Annotated in this window: 16 protein-coding genes and 1 pseudogene; 14 read left to right on the top strand and 3 right to left on the bottom strand. The window is 48.6% G+C overall.

The window, feature by feature from the left end; genetic code table 11:
- Positions 1-61: 61 nt before the first annotated feature.
- Positions 62-463, top strand: a pseudogene (locus OW491_RS15855) (chemotaxis protein CheW); the annotation flags it as partial.
- A 56-nt stretch (positions 464-519) separates the two neighbouring features.
- Positions 520-933 carry a DUF2802 domain-containing protein gene (locus OW491_RS15850; RefSeq protein WP_075171291.1) on the top strand — a complete coding sequence of 138 codons (414 nt, stop codon included), beginning with the start codon at positions 520-522 and terminating at the stop codon, positions 931-933.
- Here OW491_RS15850 and OW491_RS15845 read toward each other — a convergent pair.
- Entirely contained in the window at positions 930-1,223 is a 294-nt protein-coding gene (locus OW491_RS15845; protein WP_075171292.1) for an EscU/YscU/HrcU family type III secretion system export apparatus switch protein, read from the bottom strand. The two genes, OW491_RS15850 and OW491_RS15845, sit on opposite strands and share 4 nt — an antisense overlap.
- Positions 1,220-3,331, bottom strand: a complete 2,112-nt coding sequence (locus OW491_RS15840; protein WP_290036869.1) for a flagellar hook-length control protein FliK — start codon at positions 3,329-3,331, stop codon at positions 1,220-1,222. Before OW491_RS15840 ends, OW491_RS15845 begins: the two co-directional genes overlap by 4 nt.
- A gap of 251 nt (positions 3,332-3,582) precedes the next feature.
- Here OW491_RS15840 and ccmA point away from each other — a divergent pair, with 251 nt between their 5' ends.
- The 12 genes from ccmA to OW491_RS15780 all read left to right on the top strand — a co-directional run bounded on the left by ccmA (position 3,583) and on the right by OW491_RS15780 (position 15,062).
- On the top strand, positions 3,583-4,218 hold the full coding sequence (gene ccmA / locus OW491_RS15835) for a cytochrome c biogenesis heme-transporting ATPase CcmA (protein WP_075171294.1): 636 nt from the start codon (positions 3,583-3,585) through the stop codon (positions 4,216-4,218).
- Entirely contained in the window at positions 4,218-4,925 is a 708-nt protein-coding gene (ccmB, locus tag OW491_RS15830; protein ID WP_290036867.1) for a heme exporter protein CcmB, read from the top strand. The genes ccmA and ccmB overlap by 1 nt, the downstream gene beginning before the upstream one ends.
- A 9-nt stretch (positions 4,926-4,934) precedes the next feature.
- On the top strand, positions 4,935-5,705 hold the full coding sequence (locus tag OW491_RS15825; protein ID WP_290036866.1) for a heme ABC transporter permease: 771 nt from the start codon (positions 4,935-4,937) through the stop codon (positions 5,703-5,705).
- A gap of 2 nt (positions 5,706-5,707) precedes the next feature.
- Positions 5,708-5,911: a heme exporter protein CcmD gene (ccmD, locus tag OW491_RS15820; protein ID WP_075178645.1), complete on the top strand. Its 204-nt coding sequence runs from the start codon at positions 5,708-5,710 to the stop codon at positions 5,909-5,911.
- Positions 5,908-6,369: a cytochrome c maturation protein CcmE gene (gene ccmE, locus OW491_RS15815; protein WP_075171297.1), complete on the top strand. Its 462-nt coding sequence runs from the start codon at positions 5,908-5,910 to the stop codon at positions 6,367-6,369. The genes ccmD and ccmE overlap by 4 nt, the downstream gene beginning before the upstream one ends.
- Positions 6,366-8,333: a heme lyase CcmF/NrfE family subunit gene (locus tag OW491_RS15810; RefSeq protein ID WP_290036863.1), complete on the top strand. Its 1,968-nt coding sequence runs from the start codon at positions 6,366-6,368 to the stop codon at positions 8,331-8,333. The genes ccmE and OW491_RS15810 overlap by 4 nt, the downstream gene beginning before the upstream one ends.
- 7 nt (positions 8,334-8,340) lie before the next feature.
- A complete protein-coding gene (locus OW491_RS15805; protein ID WP_075178648.1) occupies positions 8,341-8,892 on the top strand; it encodes a DsbE family thiol:disulfide interchange protein in 552 nt (183 codons plus the stop codon).
- The gene (locus OW491_RS15800; protein ID WP_290036862.1) at positions 8,892-9,440 is read left to right on the top strand and encodes a cytochrome c-type biogenesis protein; all 549 of its coding nucleotides are present in this window, start codon (positions 8,892-8,894) and stop codon (positions 9,438-9,440) included. Before OW491_RS15805 ends, OW491_RS15800 begins: the two co-directional genes overlap by 1 nt.
- Positions 9,437-10,690: a c-type cytochrome biogenesis protein CcmI gene (gene ccmI / locus OW491_RS15795; RefSeq protein ID WP_290036860.1), complete on the top strand. Its 1,254-nt coding sequence runs from the start codon at positions 9,437-9,439 to the stop codon at positions 10,688-10,690. The genes OW491_RS15800 and ccmI overlap by 4 nt, the downstream gene beginning before the upstream one ends.
- Before the next feature lie 62 nt (positions 10,691-10,752).
- The gene (gene zipA / locus OW491_RS15790; protein WP_290036858.1) at positions 10,753-12,675 is read left to right on the top strand and encodes a cell division protein ZipA; all 1,923 of its coding nucleotides are present in this window, start codon (positions 10,753-10,755) and stop codon (positions 12,673-12,675) included.
- A 99-nt stretch (positions 12,676-12,774) separates the two neighbouring features.
- A complete protein-coding gene (ligA, locus tag OW491_RS15785; RefSeq protein WP_290036857.1) occupies positions 12,775-14,844 on the top strand; it encodes an NAD-dependent DNA ligase LigA in 2,070 nt (689 codons plus the stop codon).
- A complete protein-coding gene (locus tag OW491_RS15780) occupies positions 14,841-15,062 on the top strand; it encodes a YheU family protein (protein WP_075171303.1) in 222 nt (73 codons plus the stop codon). Before ligA ends, OW491_RS15780 begins: the two co-directional genes overlap by 4 nt.
- Here the strand turns inward: OW491_RS15780 and OW491_RS15775 are convergent.
- Positions 15,059-15,697, bottom strand: a complete 639-nt coding sequence (locus OW491_RS15775) for a CBS domain-containing protein (protein ID WP_215150403.1) — start codon at positions 15,695-15,697, stop codon at positions 15,059-15,061. The genes OW491_RS15780 and OW491_RS15775 overlap by 4 nt on opposite strands.
- Between the last annotated feature and the right edge of the window lie 45 nt (positions 15,698-15,742).

Below are 15,742 nucleotides of genomic sequence, written 5' to 3'. Positions count from 1 at the left end.
AGTCTCGTGGGCTCGGAGATGTGTATAAGAGACAGGGCCAGAGCTCAATTGCGTATTAGTTAATTTGGCTGGTTTGAAGTTGGCTATCCCTTTCGAATATATCGAAGGGACACTCAGCTTAGATACCTTAACTCTCAAATTAGAAAATACAGAAGAGTGGATTATTGGTAGTTTTGGAGACAGATCTTATACCCGTATCGTTGATGCAGGTTCCTGGCTTATGCCGGGCCGGTATGAATCCCACGCCTCGGATTATGCCGAGTGCGTTATCTTAGAAGGTCGCCAGTGGGCCATTGCGTGTGATGAGTTGCTAAAGTCTTTGCGTATCCCTGTGAGTGAAGTTAACTGGAACGCAAATAAAGAGTCCCGTCCGTGGTTGTTAGGGACCTATATGCCTGAGCGGTGTGCTGTAGTGGATGTGCGGGTGCTCTTAGAACAGTTTGAACAAGCGTTTCAAAACTAGCTAAACCTGATACTCTTAACATCTTGAAGTACAAGGTTAAATGATAGGATGCATTTTTGACGGATTCGGGTATCTGGCTAGCATTAGTATTGACGACGATTGTGATCTTGTTCGCAGGGCTGAGCATTGTCTTGTGGATAAGAGTAAGACGTCATGAGCGTCAATACAAAGCGCTTATTCATGTGTTGCGAAATGAGATCCGCTCGATCACGGGTGGGTCAATTGGTATGGGTAAGCGTTTAGTTGATATTGAGCATCGACTTAATATTACTGCCGAAAAACAAATAGAACTCGAAAACAGAGACCCGGGTGAGCTGGCTTACAACCAAGCAGCGAAGTTGATGGAAATGGGCGCTGATGTTGATGATTTGGTCAAAAATTGTGGTATTGGCCGCCCCGAAGCCGAGTTAATGGCGCTGTTGCACAAAGAGCTACAAAGCAATGCAGGTATCGATTACAAAAACAGTTAACCCTTACTGTTGGGGTCGGCGCTCATCTTTTTGATGTTATATGCAAAGGCGATGACTTCAGCGATCGCTCTATACAGGCTTTCTGGTATCTCATCCCCAAGTTCTAATCGAATTAATACATCTAACAGTTCAGGGTTTTGGTGAATGTGTACATCATGCTCTTGAGCTAACTCAATAATTTTCTCGGCTATGTCGCCATGACCTTTTGCAACCAGAGTCGGCGCTTTTCCTGATAGCGGGTCGTACTTTAGGGCGATCGCTGATGGCTGTTTATCCGGCGTTTTACTCATGTTTTGATATCAATTAGTTGTTTTTGGATGGGGTTAGATTGCGCTGCAATGTTGCCTTGTCGACACGTTAAACTGCTAGACTCAAACCCAAGTTGTGCCAAGCGCTGGCTGAATTCGTCGAGTTGGCCGCGTACGCGGTTCGCTGTACTAGTTTCGCTGCAAGCAAAGAGAGCGCTAACAGCTTGTGTGCTCTCGTTTAAGCTTACATCGGCATCTATCATCCCGTCCTCACCCAGTTCAAAATGTAAACGAATACGCCATAAGGTTTCCCATTGCCCATATTCATTTTGGCTATCGCGTTGCTGTAGGCGCATTTCTACATTGTCTAATGCTTCTTGGAAGTGAACAGGAAGATCGAGCTGGTAAAAACGCTCTGTCGTATCTGTTCTGTCTTGTCTATGTTGAACCTGAGTAATTTGTTGCTGTGTAATGCGTGACATCATGCTCTCAACCGCGCTTTTAATTGAATCGCGCTGCGCGGCTGGAAGCTGGTCTGCCATGGCATCTAATTTGCCTAAAAATTGCTTCATGTCTTGATTGACGGGTTGTTGATTGGCAAGCCGATTCTCGGTAAATAATCCACCTAGCTGCAGGTTTTGACGGATAGATTGCTCAGCATCTTGGCTACCGGGTGTCACGCTAAAGAGTTGCAAAATAGACTGTATCGCTTTGTCGATTCCTGGGGCGTTTGTTTGGCTTTGCACGGATGTATTAGGTTGAGTCTGCGTGTTAGCGAGCTGCTGTAGGCTCTCTGCAATCGGGCGTTGTACCGGCAAGCTTTCTCTCATTGTTTGACTCACCGCCTGTTGCTGGCTTGGCGTGAGTGGCATGTTATCCAGTGCTGTTGTTTTAGCGGACGGCGCTGGTGGGTTAGGCCAACTGATCGTTAATTGTTGCTGGTTTGGCCGTTCTAATGTGACTTCTTTTAGAGGCGGTAGGTTAGTGGTTGTGTGCAACTGCAGCGTTTGCCCTTTGATGTTAACGGTTAGCTGTTGGCCCGCAGGTGTTGTATAGCTTGAATTCGCTGTGTTTTGGGGTGCTGGTGAAGTGGCGGTATTTCCGGGCGCTGGCTGTCCTGTCGGCGTATGAGTTGGAACAGTCGTCGCGCTGCTATTTGTTGGAGTGCTTGCCGGGGCAGTGCTTGAAGCGGAGGCCGCTGCTGTTGAGTGTGTAATGGTGGGTGGCACTGGCGAATGAGCCGTCGGAGTGCTTGCGCGAGTAACCTGAGCTGCTAGTGGTTGGGCGGGCGTTCCTGCGGAAGGAGGGGCGGCAGGTGACTGCGTTGGCCCAGTTGTGGTTGTGCTGTTTGTTGATTGCGCCGCACCGCTTGGCGAGAGTGCTAAGCCCGCTCCTGTTTGTGAGGAGTTGATCGTTTGAGATGTAGCGGGTTGCCCAGTCGGTTGAGTCGGAGCAGCCTGAGGCTGTGCTCCAGATGGAGCTTGTACAGCGCTATTGCCTGAATTAGCCGATATCGAACTGTTTACAGCTGTTGCTGTGGTTTGCTGGCTATTGGCAGCCGGTGTTGGTTGTGTACCACCAGTTTGTGCGTTGGCTGCTGTACTCGCAGCCCCATTTTGGGGGGCGGTATTAACTAGAGTCGCTGTGGCACTCGTGCTTGCTGAGGCGTTGGTTGCAAGCGGTGTTTGCTGTAAGACTGTTACGGTCGTGGATGAGCCTGCCGGTACCAGCTGGTTTAGCTGCTGGCTTAACGCTGTTGGTGTTTGGCCTGTTGTCGGTACAGGAGTGGCTGGCACACGTGTTGTGCTTGACGCAGGGTTAGGAGGTGTTTGAGCCGTAGTAGTTGATGTTTGCGTTGATGAAGTGTTGGGTGCGCTTGCTTGATTTTGAATGTTAACGGTTAAATTGCCGTTATTATCGCGCGCTACAGTGACTTGGCTGCCCTGCGCAATCGGTTGTCGAGTTTGTAGCTCCATCAAACGGCTTTGTGATTCAACTTTTATTTTAAAAACCTGCGGGTTTAGTTGGTCTTGCGAGACTTGTTTAACGGTCCCTTGCAAAGATTCCCCCGGATTGAGCGTTACTGCGCCCTTAGTTGTTGGGCTGCTACTATCCAATCGAGTTAAAGATTGTGGGTTAACCATTGCCATGCGTCAGGTTTCCGTTCTTATGTTACAGGCTCAGTATCAATTGATTGTGTGTGTATCGTAAATCACAGTGACGGAGATTAGCTATTAAATAGCGCCACCACTCTCAATGCGCGTGCAATACGCGCGTTATGTGATGCAGAGCAATCCACATGCCTGTCTTATTTTGTATATAATGCACACCGTATTAATCGGCCAACGTCCGATTTAGTGTAGCGCTAACCCGTTTAAAGCGCAGTGTTTGAGGAAGAGGTGTGCTAGAACCCCTGCTAAAAATTGTCGACCTTTTTTGCGAACGTGATGAGCGCATCTTATTCGAGCAACTATCTTTTGACGTCCAAGCTGGGCAGCTAGTTCAAGTTGTTGGCCCTAACGGAAGTGGCAAAACCACCTTGCTTCGTATTTTAAGCGGCTTGTCGTCTTCTTATGAGGGGGAGTTGTTCTGGAAAGGAGACCCCATGGCCGATGTGCGGGAAGAGTTTGCCGCCTCTATGCTGTATTTTGGTCATCAGCCGGGGGTTAAAGGTGCTTTAACGCCGGAAGAGAATCTACGTTGGTACGCCGCTATTCACCCCAGTATTGATGAGCGGGATTTGCATCAAGCACTGAACAAAGTAGGGTTGGCAGGTTACGAAGATGTTCCATGCCACTCATTATCGGCAGGTCAAAATCGACGCGTGAGCTTGGCCCGTTTATATATGACTCATGCGCCCTTGTGGATTTTAGATGAGCCGTTTACCGCAATTGATAAACGTGGGGTCGCTGAAAAAGAAGCGCTGCTTGCCCAGCATGTGGAGCAAGGGGGGAGCGTTATTTTGACGACGCATCATGATCTAAGTCACTCAGGTCCAGTAACACGCCTTAACCTTGAAGAGTATATGGGAACTTGATGACCAGTATGCACACTAATACCTCTGATGAGTCGCTGTGGCGGTTATTTAGCGCTGTTTTGAAGCGCGACTTGTTACTTAGCTTTCGTAGAAAGAGCGATCTAGTTAACCCGCTGATCTTTTTTTTGATGGTGGCTACTTTATTTCCTTTAGGCGTGAGCCCTCAACCTGCTGTGTTATCAGAGATAGCGCCGGGTATTGTATGGGTCGCGGCCTTGTTAGCAACTCTCTTATCTTTAGATAGCCTATTTCGTTCGGACTATGAAGATGGGACTTTAGAACAGGTGATTTTGAGCCCTCAACCCCTTATGGTTGTCTGTTTCTCAAAAGTCGTTGGGCATTGGATGACCACGGGATTGCCGCTCACGCTGATGTCTCCATTAATTGGCATGATGTTGTTTTTGCCAGCGCAAGGCATGCTAGGGCTGATGAGTAGTTTGTTAGTAGGGACTTTTACATTGAGCTTAATTGGTGCGATTGGCGCAGGGCTTACGGTTGGTTTAAAGCGCGGTGGGGTCTTAATCTCTTTAGTCGTGTTACCTCTTTATATACCAGTACTCATTTTTGGTACAGGCGTTGTGGAGGCAGCAGCGATGGGTGTGCCTTATGATGGATTTTTAGCCATTATGGGGGCCATGTTAGCGTTAGGTTGTGTGTTAGCGCCGGTGGCGATTAGCGCAGCGGTCAAAATTTCGGTGAGCGGTTAGGGTCTTTATATGGCGGGTAAAAAATGGATGCCTCGATGGTTTTATCAATTGGCATCGCCACGTTGGTGTTACGAGTTTACCGGTAAGTTGTTGCCTTGGATTGCTGCCATAGCGGGGCTATGCCTGGTGGGTGGCGTTGTATGGTCGCTTATGTTTGCTCCTGCCGATTATCAGCAGGGTAACAGCTTTCGTATAATGTACATCCATGTCCCATCCGCTATCCTCGCACAGTCGTGTTATATGTTAATGGCGATAGCGGGTGCCATTGGTTTGATTTGGAAAATGAAGGTTGCCGATATGGTGGCGTATAGCTGTGCGCCTATTGGTGCCAGCATGGCTGTTATTGCTCTAGTCACAGGAGCCATTTGGGGTAAACCGACGTGGGGGTCTTGGTGGGTTTGGGATGCTCGACTTACCTCTATGCTTATTCTGCTGTTTCTTTATATGGGTGTTATGGCAATGCATGCCGCTATGGAAAGCGAGTCCATGGCCGCCAAAGCAGCATCGGTGCTATCACTGGTTGGCTTGGTGAATATTCCTATCATCAAATATTCGGTTGATTGGTGGAATACCTTGCATCAACCTGCCACTTTCACTCTGACAGAAAAGCCTGCTATGCCGGCCGAAATGTGGATGCCTTTGTTGGTGATGGTGATTGGCTTTTATTGTTTTTTTGCTGTGTCGCTAATGATGCGGCTTCGTACCGAAATTCTTCGCCGCGAGCGGCGTGCTGGCTGGGTGCGTGAACTCATCGTAGCTGGCACTAGTGATAAGGGGTGATTGTGCAGTTTTCTACCTTTTCTGAGTTTATCAATATGGGCGGCCACGGCCTCTATGTTTGGTTGGCGTATGGTATCGCATTGGCGATTATTACGGCGAATATACTAATGCCCATTCTTGCTCGTAAAGCTCTGATCAATAATCTGGTACGTCGTGCTCGTCGAGAAAAGCACCAAGCGAGTCGCCAAGAGAGTCAAAAACTATGAATGCGAAACGTAAAAAACGCTTAATCCTTGTGCTGTTTTTAGTATTTGGGGTGGCTGCTGCTGTCAGTTTGGCGCTCTACGCGTTGAATCAAAACATTAATTTATTTTACTCGCCAACTCAGATTAACGCTGGCGAAGCGCCCGAAGGTGCTCGTATACGTGCAGGAGGCATGGTGGTAGATGGGTCTGTAATACGGGATCAAAATAGTTTGCATGTTGCCTTTGAAATAACTGATTACGACAAAACGGTCCCTGTGGAGTTTACTGGGATTTTGCCTGATTTATTTCGCGAGGGGCAGGGGATAGTGGCTCAAGGTTCTATGGACGCTAACGGCGTTTTTCAGGCTGATGAAGTACTTGCCAAGCACGATGAAAACTACATGCCGCCCGAAGTGGCAGAAGCCCTAAAAGCATCGGGCAATATGCCAATGCCAGAAAAAGAGACGTACAACAAATGATCCCTGAAATTGGCCAATATGCGCTCGTTTTAGCGCTCACTTTATCTGTTTTCCTAGCGGTAGTGCCGTTATACGGTGTTTTTGTCGGCAATAGCTTGTGGATGAATTATGCGCGACCGCTAGCCAAGGGGCTGTTTCTCTTCTTGCTGATCAGCATGGCTTGCTTGGTATATAGCTTTTTGACGGATGACTTTTCGGTTGCCTATGTAGCCAACAACTCTAATAGCAAACTGCCCGTCTATTACAAGTTTAGTGCTGTTTGGGGTGGTCACGAAGGCTCGTTGTTGTTGTGGATTCTGATATTGGCCGGGTGGACATACGCTGTTGCTGTAAAAAGTAAAGGGTTGCCGCTTGATATCGTGGCCCGTGTGTTATCGGTGATGGGCATGATTAGTGTCGGTTTTACGCTGTTTACCTTAGTCACTTCTAGCCCGTTTGAGCGCTTATTACCCAACACGCCTCTGGAAGGCGGTGACTTAAACCCTTTGCTTCAAGATATAGGCCTGATCATCCATCCGCCTATGTTATACATGGGTTATGTTGGTTTTTCTGTGGCCTTTGCTTTTGCTATCGCTGCGTTGATGAGTGGCCGTTTAGATGCGGCTTGGGCACGGTGGTCTCGTCCGTGGACCAATGTGGCATGGGCCTTCTTAACCTTAGGTATTGCGCTAGGGAGTTGGTGGGCGTATTACGAACTCGGCTGGGGAGGCTGGTGGTTTTGGGACCCAGTAGAAAATGCGTCATTTATGCCGTGGCTTGTGGGAACGGCGTTAGTCCACAGTTTGGCAGTTACCGAAAAGCGTGGGGTCTTTAAAAGCTGGACGGTATTACTTGCTATTTTTGCCTTTTCATTAAGTCTGCTGGGTACTTTTTTGGTGCGCTCGGGTGTGCTCACCTCTGTGCATGCGTTTGCCACTGATCCAGAGCGTGGCTACTTTGTATTGGCGCTCTTGGCTATCACGATTGGTGGATCATTTTTATTGTATGCCATCAAAGCGGCTCACGTTAAAAGTGAGTCCAGCTTTGAGTGGCTATCCCGCGAAACCTTTTTGCTGCTCAATAACGTTGTGCTGGTGGTGATCTGTTTAATGGTATTACTGGGAACCTTGTACCCATTGGTGATGGATGCCTTGGGGCTGGGTAAAATCTCGGTAGGGCCTCCTTACTTCAATGCCATGTTTGTTCCGTTAACATCAATATTGGCCGTCTTGCTGGGCATAGGTTCTTTGGCGCGCTGGAAAAAAACTGAATCACGTTATTTGGTGCAGCAGTTGTGGTTACCAGCGGTTATCGCTGTCATCAGTGGGGTTGCTATCACGTACTGGGTGTATGCAGGCTTGGATGTCACAACCATTGTGGGTATTACCTTAGCTGTTTGGGTTTTGCTTTCGGTATTACGCGATGTGCTGAATAAAGTGATGACTAAAATCCGCGCAGGCTCCGCTCCTTTTAGTGGCTTAACTCGCCTTTCACGAAGCTATTACGCTATGACTTTAGCGCATTTAGGGCTAGCGGTTTCTATTGTGGGGGTGTGTTTAGTTTCTGTGTACAGTGAAGAGCGTGATTTACGTATGGCGCCTGGCGATACTTTAGAGTTTGCGGACTACACCTTTATATTTGAAGGATCACGCAAAGTCCAAGGCCCTAATTTTATTGCGGATCAGGGTGTGTTACGAGTGCTTAAGTCGGGTGAACCGTACATTACCATGCACCCTGAAAAACGAGTGTATCAGGCACGTGGAAATATGATGACCGAAGCTGATATTGATGCGGGCTTATTCCGGGATTTGTATGTAGCGCTGGGCGAGCCATTAACCGACGGTGCTTGGGCCGTGCGGATTCAGCACAAACCTTTTGTGCGTTGGATTTGGTTAGGTGCACTAATGATGACAGCCGGTGGCTTGTTGTCCGCAACCGACCCTCGTTATCGTAAACAATTGATGCGCAAGCTAGTACCTGCCTGAGGCTCTTATGAAACGTTTATTTTTATTTATTCCTTTGGTTGTTTTTATCGCACTCGGTGCTCTGTTCTGGAAAGGCCTCACGTTAGACCCCACTGAGCTACCAACGGCTTTGCTGAATAAACCGGTCCCCGCCTTTTCACTACCGGCGCTTGCCGCTGAAGATGGCTTACTCACCCAAGAGAGCCTCAAAGGGAAGCCGGCACTGCTTAACGTGTGGGCGACATGGTGCCCAACCTGTAAAGAAGAGCATGCCCAGCTGAACAAAATAGCACGTGAAGAGGGCGTCACTATTTATGGGATTAACTACAAAGACGAAAGAGCTGCCGCGAATGACTGGTTAGCTCGTTACTCAAATCCGTATGTGCTCAATATCTATGATGAGGCAGGTAGCCTAGGGCTTGATTTAGGTGTGTATGGCGCCCCAGAAACATATGTGCTGGATGCGGATGGCATTATTCGTTATCGGCATGTGGGTGCGGTAGATCAGGCGGTATGGGAGCAGCTACGTAGCATTATGAAACAGGTTAGCGAGCCGTCTCAGCAGGAGGGCGCAGGCTAATGCGTGCTTTAATACTTATCCTGTTAAGTGCTTTTGCTTTACCTGCATTTGCCGCCATTGATACCTATGAATTTACCGATGATGCCGCGCGTGAGCGCTTTCAAGAGTTAACGGCTGAGCTGCGTTGCCCAAAGTGTCAAAACCAAAATTTAGCTGATTCAAACTCGCCAATAGCGCAAGACTTACGCCGAGAGGTTTATCGTATGGTCGAAGCTGGCGATAGCGACCAAACCATTGTCGATTTTATGGTTGCTCGTTATGGCGAATTTGTTTTGTATCGACCGCGCCTTACAGGCTATACCTGGATTTTATGGTATGGCCCCTTTGTATTGTTGGGCCTCGGTGTCATTGTGGTACTCATCTTGGGTCGCCGTAAAAAGCTAAGCAAGGCGGGCGCTCAAGCGTTCGATGCAGATAATTCAGCGCCAAACACAACGGCAGCCACCACTGACCACAATGCGCGGTTAGGCGCGTTACTTAAAAGTACTGATAACAGCGATCACGCTGGCAAACAATCTGATCAGCCAGTTAATAAGGAAACACCATGATTCAGCTATGGGCTGGTATAGCGTTACTGACATTGTTAGCTTTGGCTTTTATTTTTCTTCCGTTTGCAAAAACACGAAAACAGCATGAAGCGGCCATTGATCGTACAGAAGAAAATATTCACATTTTCAAAGAGCGCTTGGCTGAATTAGAAGCTGAGCGTGATGCCGGCACGCTTCAGCCAGCAGCATTCGATGAATTAAAGTTAGAACTCGAAAAAAACTTACTAGAAGACGCTGAAGGCCAACCTAGTTCAGTCAATGCCGAATCCACCACGGTTGTTGGTAAACCGCAGTTAATGGCGGTGATGCTGATTGCCACCTTAATCCCAGTCATGGGTTTAGGTTTGTATCATCAATACGGCAATGCTGATTTAGTGGAGCTAACGCTGAATCGTCAAGATCAGCCGTTTGCTAAAGAAGGTCGTCAACCAACAGTGGAAGAGGTTGTTGGTCTGTTAGAAGCTGAACTGGCTAAAAAGCCCGACAATGCAGAGGGCTGGTACGTGCTGGCGACCACCTATATGAATATGGGTGAGTTCACTAAGGCGACTGAGGCCTTCCAAAAAGTATTGTTGATACTGCCAAGCGAATCGCCGCAGTATCCGTTAGTTATGGGACAGTATGCACAAGCATTGTACTTTGTGAATGGCGATGTAACGGATGAAGTTCGTCAGCAAATTGAACTCACATTAGAGCGCGAGCCAAATGAAGTAACTGCGTTGGGCTTGAGTGGAATTGACCAGTACTCCCAAGGTAATTTTAACCAAGCCATCAGTGTTTGGAGAAAAGCATTAGAATTTGCGGAACCAGAAGCGGCAGAATCAATCAAAAACGGAATACGTAGTGCATTAACCAGTTTGGAAGAGGCCGGAGAACCCTTGCCAGATGTTCCAGAATTGGTCGATGTCGCACTACCGCTAACGGTATCAATCTCGTCTGAGTTGTTAGCACAGTTATCGCCAGATCAGCCGGTCTTTATTTTTGCACGGGCAGTCGGTGGTAAAATACCTGTTGCTGCTGCGCGTTTTACAGTCAAAGATTTACCAATAACGATTAGCTTAGATGATTCTATGGCCATGACACCGCAAATGCGATTGTCATCTCAGAGTGAAGTTGAAGTGGGAGCCCGTATCTCGATGAGCGGCCAACCACAGGCTTCACCCGGCGATTTAGCGTCACCCTTACTAACCGTTACCGTAGCGGAACAGGAAGAACCGCTTAACTTACTTATTGATCACGTTGTTCAGTGAGAAGGATCGGTTTATAGTAACGATAATAAACGCTTAACATTGCTGGGGATTGTTTTTACATCATGGATATCGGCTTAAGAGAATGGCTTATCATCGGCGGGGTGTTGGTGATCGGACTGATTATCTTTGATGGTTGGCGTCGCGTACGCGGTCAGCGCGACACCTTGAAGATCGATATAGACGGTAAATTCACCGAAGGTGCTGACTTTGGTGAAGACGGGCATCATAATCCTGAGCTACCTAACGGTGGTGCACGTCTTAAACCTCATGAGCATTCGCCACCGTCTTCTGAGCAGCCTGCTTTTAACAGCCGCCAAGATTACGCACCTGCGTCGGCTCGGCCGGCACAACACGCCAAGGTGGCTGATAACCCAACGGCGTATAACAAGACTAGTGCGTCGGACAATGTTGATTCGCATGCCCTGGATCTTGGGATTAGTGCGCATCAAGATTCGCCGCTTTCAGCTCCTGACTTTTCACAACCGGCAGATGACCCCTACGTTGCTGAAGCTTATGACGTGCCCGCATCAGAACCTGAGCCAGTTAAAGAGCCTAAACCAGAGCCGTTAGTCGCATCCAATGCGTCAGCAAAAAGCCAACAAGCGGCAGTGGACCATCAGCCAGCCGTTGAGCCAGCTGGCCTAGCTGATAATGCGCAAGAGTCCATCGAAGCGGTGACTAGCTCATCGGACGATTATTCAGATATCGCATCAGATAATGATGAAGACATTCATGAACTAGACCCACTGTTTGATGATATTCCTGAGATTGTCTCGCGACCGCGTCCTGCGGCTAGCTCTGCGCCGGATGTTGAGCCAGAATTTACCGCGATAGACGACGTGAGTGAACCGCATCAAGTACCGACATCAGACATCATTCATCAAGACTTGAAAGATCCAGTGGTTGCGGCGGCGATAAACGCTGAAGAAACGACAGATATTGATCCGTTAACCTTGGAACAGCATGATGCCAATGCTTATGGCTCTTATAAGGTTCACACGCCTGAACAAATGCACGCTGAAGCTGAAGCGTCGGACGACTATCCAACATCAGACGCAGAAGTAGCTAACGAGCGCAGCGATGAGAAGAGCGAAGCGGATATTGATCTAGAACAGCCCGTCACTGTGCTTATGCGTCAGTTTACCGCTGAGCGTGAAGAGGCGCGTATCCAACAAGAAATGTTTGATATGCCAGAGCCAGAGCCTGCACACACCAGTGTAAAAGATAGTGGGCAAGGCAATGCAAAAGAAAGTGCCGTGAGCCAATTGGCCGCAAAAGCGCAAGCGGTTGCGTCGGCGCTGAGTTCGGCCAAGCGTAAGCAAGCAGCGCCAGAACAACAGCTTCAACCAAAGCCTCAAGCACAGTTAGAGCCAGAGTGGGAGCAAGAGGAACCTGTTGAAACAGCACCGCTCACACCTCAGCCAGAGCCTAAAAAGGCGGTTGCGCAAGAGCCAGCCCTGCCAGCCGAAGTACCAGAGCAAGACTCGCTGTTTGATGATCCGCTCATAGAAGGGGCGCATGTTGACCGTAAAGCGCGCGAGCATCCACCGGAGCCGGATGAGGTGCTGGTGATTACCGTCGTAGGCAAAGAACAACCGCTTAACGGCAAGCAGCTGCTTAAATTGGTCCTAGCTTGTGAAATGCGTCATGGAGATATGGACTTATTCCATCGCTTTGAAGATGGCATCGATAAAGGGGCTGTGCAGTTCAGTATGGCTAATGCGGTTAATCCGGGTACCTTCCAGCTCGAAACTATGGCGGATATGGAAACGCGTGGCGTGAGCTTTTTTATGTCCATGAGCGAACCCGAAGACCCGAAGAATGCCTTTGAATGTATGCTGGCGACAGCCGAAACGGTGGCCGCCCACTTAGATGGCGACCTGTTGGATGAGAACCACTCAGTGATGGGTTCTCAAACCAAAATGCATTACCGAGAACGTATACGCGAGCATGAAATGCATAAGCGCATCCGTCGCGGTCGATAAATAAGGGCGTAAGCCCTTTTTTATTGCGTCTTTCTCTGCCTTATTTGTCCGTTTTACGATAGTTTATGCTGTCTTTGAATAACTGAAATGCCTAAGCCCATGCCTACCGAAACACCAGTCGATACCGCTTTACTTAACGAGCTTCACCAATTACGCGAAACGCTTGAACAGCACAGCTATAAATATTATGTGTTGGATGAGCCAAGTATTCCTGATGCGGAATATGACCGCCTGTTTAATCGTTTGAAAGCAATCGAGGCTGATCATCCCGAGTTGATCACTAGTGATTCTCCTACACAGCGTGTGGGGAGTGCTCCCGTTGCTGGTTTTGAATCAGTGCGGCATGAAATCCCTATGCTCTCGCTGGATAATGCGTTTTCTGAAGAAGACTTAAGTGAATTTGACCGTCGTGTGCGTGATCGCCTGGGTGATACCGCTTTAGTCACCTATGCCTGTGAGCCAAAGTTAGATGGTATTGCTATCAGTTTGATGTACGAAAAAGGCGTGTTAGTTCGCGGTTTGACGCGGGGCGATGGCGCAACCGGAGAAGATATCACCCACAATGTTCGCACCGTACAATCTATACCTCTTAAACTGATGGGGAAGGTTCCCGATCGGTTAGAAGTGCGTGGCGAAATCTACTTACCCAAAGCCGGCTTTGCGACCATTAATGAACGAGCAAAAGCCAAAGGTGAAAAGCTATTTGTTAACCCGCGTAATGCGGCAGCAGGCAGTTTGCGCCAATTGGATGCGCGTATCACAGCAACCCGACCACTAGAAATGTGTTGTTATGGCATTGGTGTTGTTGAAAACACGCCAGATGATGAGGACAACCACGCTGTGCTTATGCCAGATAATCACTATGACGTGATGCATCAGTTACAAGCGTGGGGGTTTAAAATCAACAAGCACTTGGAGAAAGCGGAAGGGGCCGTTGGTTGCCATGATTACTACCAACGTATGGCTGAGTTGCGCAACTCGCTGCCTTACGAAATTGATGGCTTGGTTTTTAAAGTGAATAACTATGGGCTGCAGCAAAAGCTCGGGTTTGTTTCGCGCTTCCCGCGTTGGGCGATTGCCCATAAATTCCCAGCGCAAGAAGAAATAACCCAAATAGAAAATATAGAGTTCCAAGTGGGTCGCACGGGGGCCGTTACTCCCGTGGCGCGTTTAACGCCTGTGTTTGTTGGTGGGGTTACGGTGAGTAACGCGACTCTGCATAACATGGATGAAATTGAACGCTTGGGTGTGCAAGTTAAAGATTGGGTTATTATTCGTCGCGCCGGAGATGTGATTCCACAGATCGTCAGTGTAGTGACCGAAAAGCGCCCAGCGGATGCGCAGCCTATTGTGATTCCTGCGCATTGCCCAGTGTGTGGCGCGGATGTTGAGCGTGTTGAAGGCGAAGCCGTATCACGGTGCAGTGGCGGAGTTAGTTGTTCGGCACAGCGCAAAGAAGCATTACGCCATTATGCCTCGCGTAAAGCATTAGATATCGAAGGCTTTGGTGAAAAGTTGATTGATGTTCTGGTTGATAAAAAGCTGCTGAACTCGATTGCGGATATTTATCGCCTTACCCATAACGAAATAGCCACGCAAGACCGCATGGGCGATAAGTCGGCTACTAATGTGTTAGCCGCCATCGAGCAAAGTAAAGCCACCACATTAGCACGCTTTATTTACGCATTAGGTATTCGGGAAGTGGGTGAAGCTACCGCGCGTAATCTGGCAAAAGCATTCGGTTTGCTTGATGAGGTCATGAACGCCAGCCAAGAGCAGCTTATTGCTGTCCCGGATGTAGGGGAAATCGTTGCGCATCACATTGAAACGTTTTTCCAGCAGCCTCATAACCGCGAAGTTATTCAAGCACTGCGTGATGCTGGTGTTCACTGGCCCGAAGAGGCGCCCGTAAGTGAGGAGTCACTACCGCTGAATGGTAAAACCTACGTGCTAACCGGAACATTAGAGCAACTAACGCGTGACCAAGCCAAAGAGGCGCTTCAAGCACTAGGCGCTAAAGTGTCGGGCTCTGTCTCTAAAAAGACGGATTGCGTAGTAGCAGGCCCAGGTGCTGGCAGTAAATTAGCCAAAGCAGAATCGCTATCGATTCCTGTCTTAGATGAGCAAGGCTTAGTCGATTTACTAGCCGAGCATGGGGTAACCTTGTGATTATTCCGGCAGAAGCGCTATCACCTGATACGCTGAATGCGTTAATCGAAGAGTTTGTCACGCGCGATGGCACCGACTATGGTGATCATGAAACTGACTTGGCCACCAAAGTGTCGCAAGTTAAGGCCTTGCTGGCGCGTAAAGAGGTTGTGATTATTTTTAACGAAGCGACTGAGCAAGCGGGTATTGTTCATAAAGATCAAATTAACCAGCTTTAAGCCCAGCGTTCTAAGTGTGCTCCGGTAATAATCAGCCGGAGTAAGTCACTGCGTGTCACTATCCCTACTAATTGCTCATCGTTATTAAAAATAGGCACCGCATTGATGTGGTGCTCAACCAATGCATGGGCAATTAAGCTGGCTTCTGTATCGGGTGAAGCGGCGATCATTTGCTGGCTGTAAAAATTTGCAATACTAACGGGTGAGTTTTTCCCGTGCTCACGTACATCGCTACGTGAGATAATGCCAACGGGCTTATCATCGGCATCGACTGTGATTAAATGGCCCACTCCCAAAACCTCCATTCTGTCCCAGGTTGCTTGGAAGGTGGTTTCTCTTGGGATGGTGTGGACGGGTTGAGACATTATTTGCTCGGCAGTAATGCCGCGTGGCCGTTCTTGAATACCGGCGGGTTTTTCATACACGATATCCTTTGGTGGTGGGCGAGAGCGTGCATGATTTTCGGCTTCTAAAAGGTGAGTGAAGTTTTCGCCGTCAGCATCAACTCGGCGTTCTCGGCCAGCAGCATCGTGTGCTGCTTTCGCTTGGGTTAACCCATCAATACCTTGCGCCGGGAATTGAGACTCCACCGGCGTTTGTATCCGGTAGCCAGCATCAATAATAATTAACGACATGGTGACTCCTGTTCTGTTTTACGGGGAGTGCTTTATTCAATCTAC

This window comes from Neptunomonas sp. CHC150 (genome assembly GCF_030397555.1).
GTDB classification, from domain to species: Bacteria; Pseudomonadota; Gammaproteobacteria; order Pseudomonadales; family Balneatricaceae; genus Neptunomonas; species Neptunomonas phycophila.
Note: the sequence above shows the minus strand (reverse complement) of the source record. Positions and strands in the feature narration are given on the sequence as shown.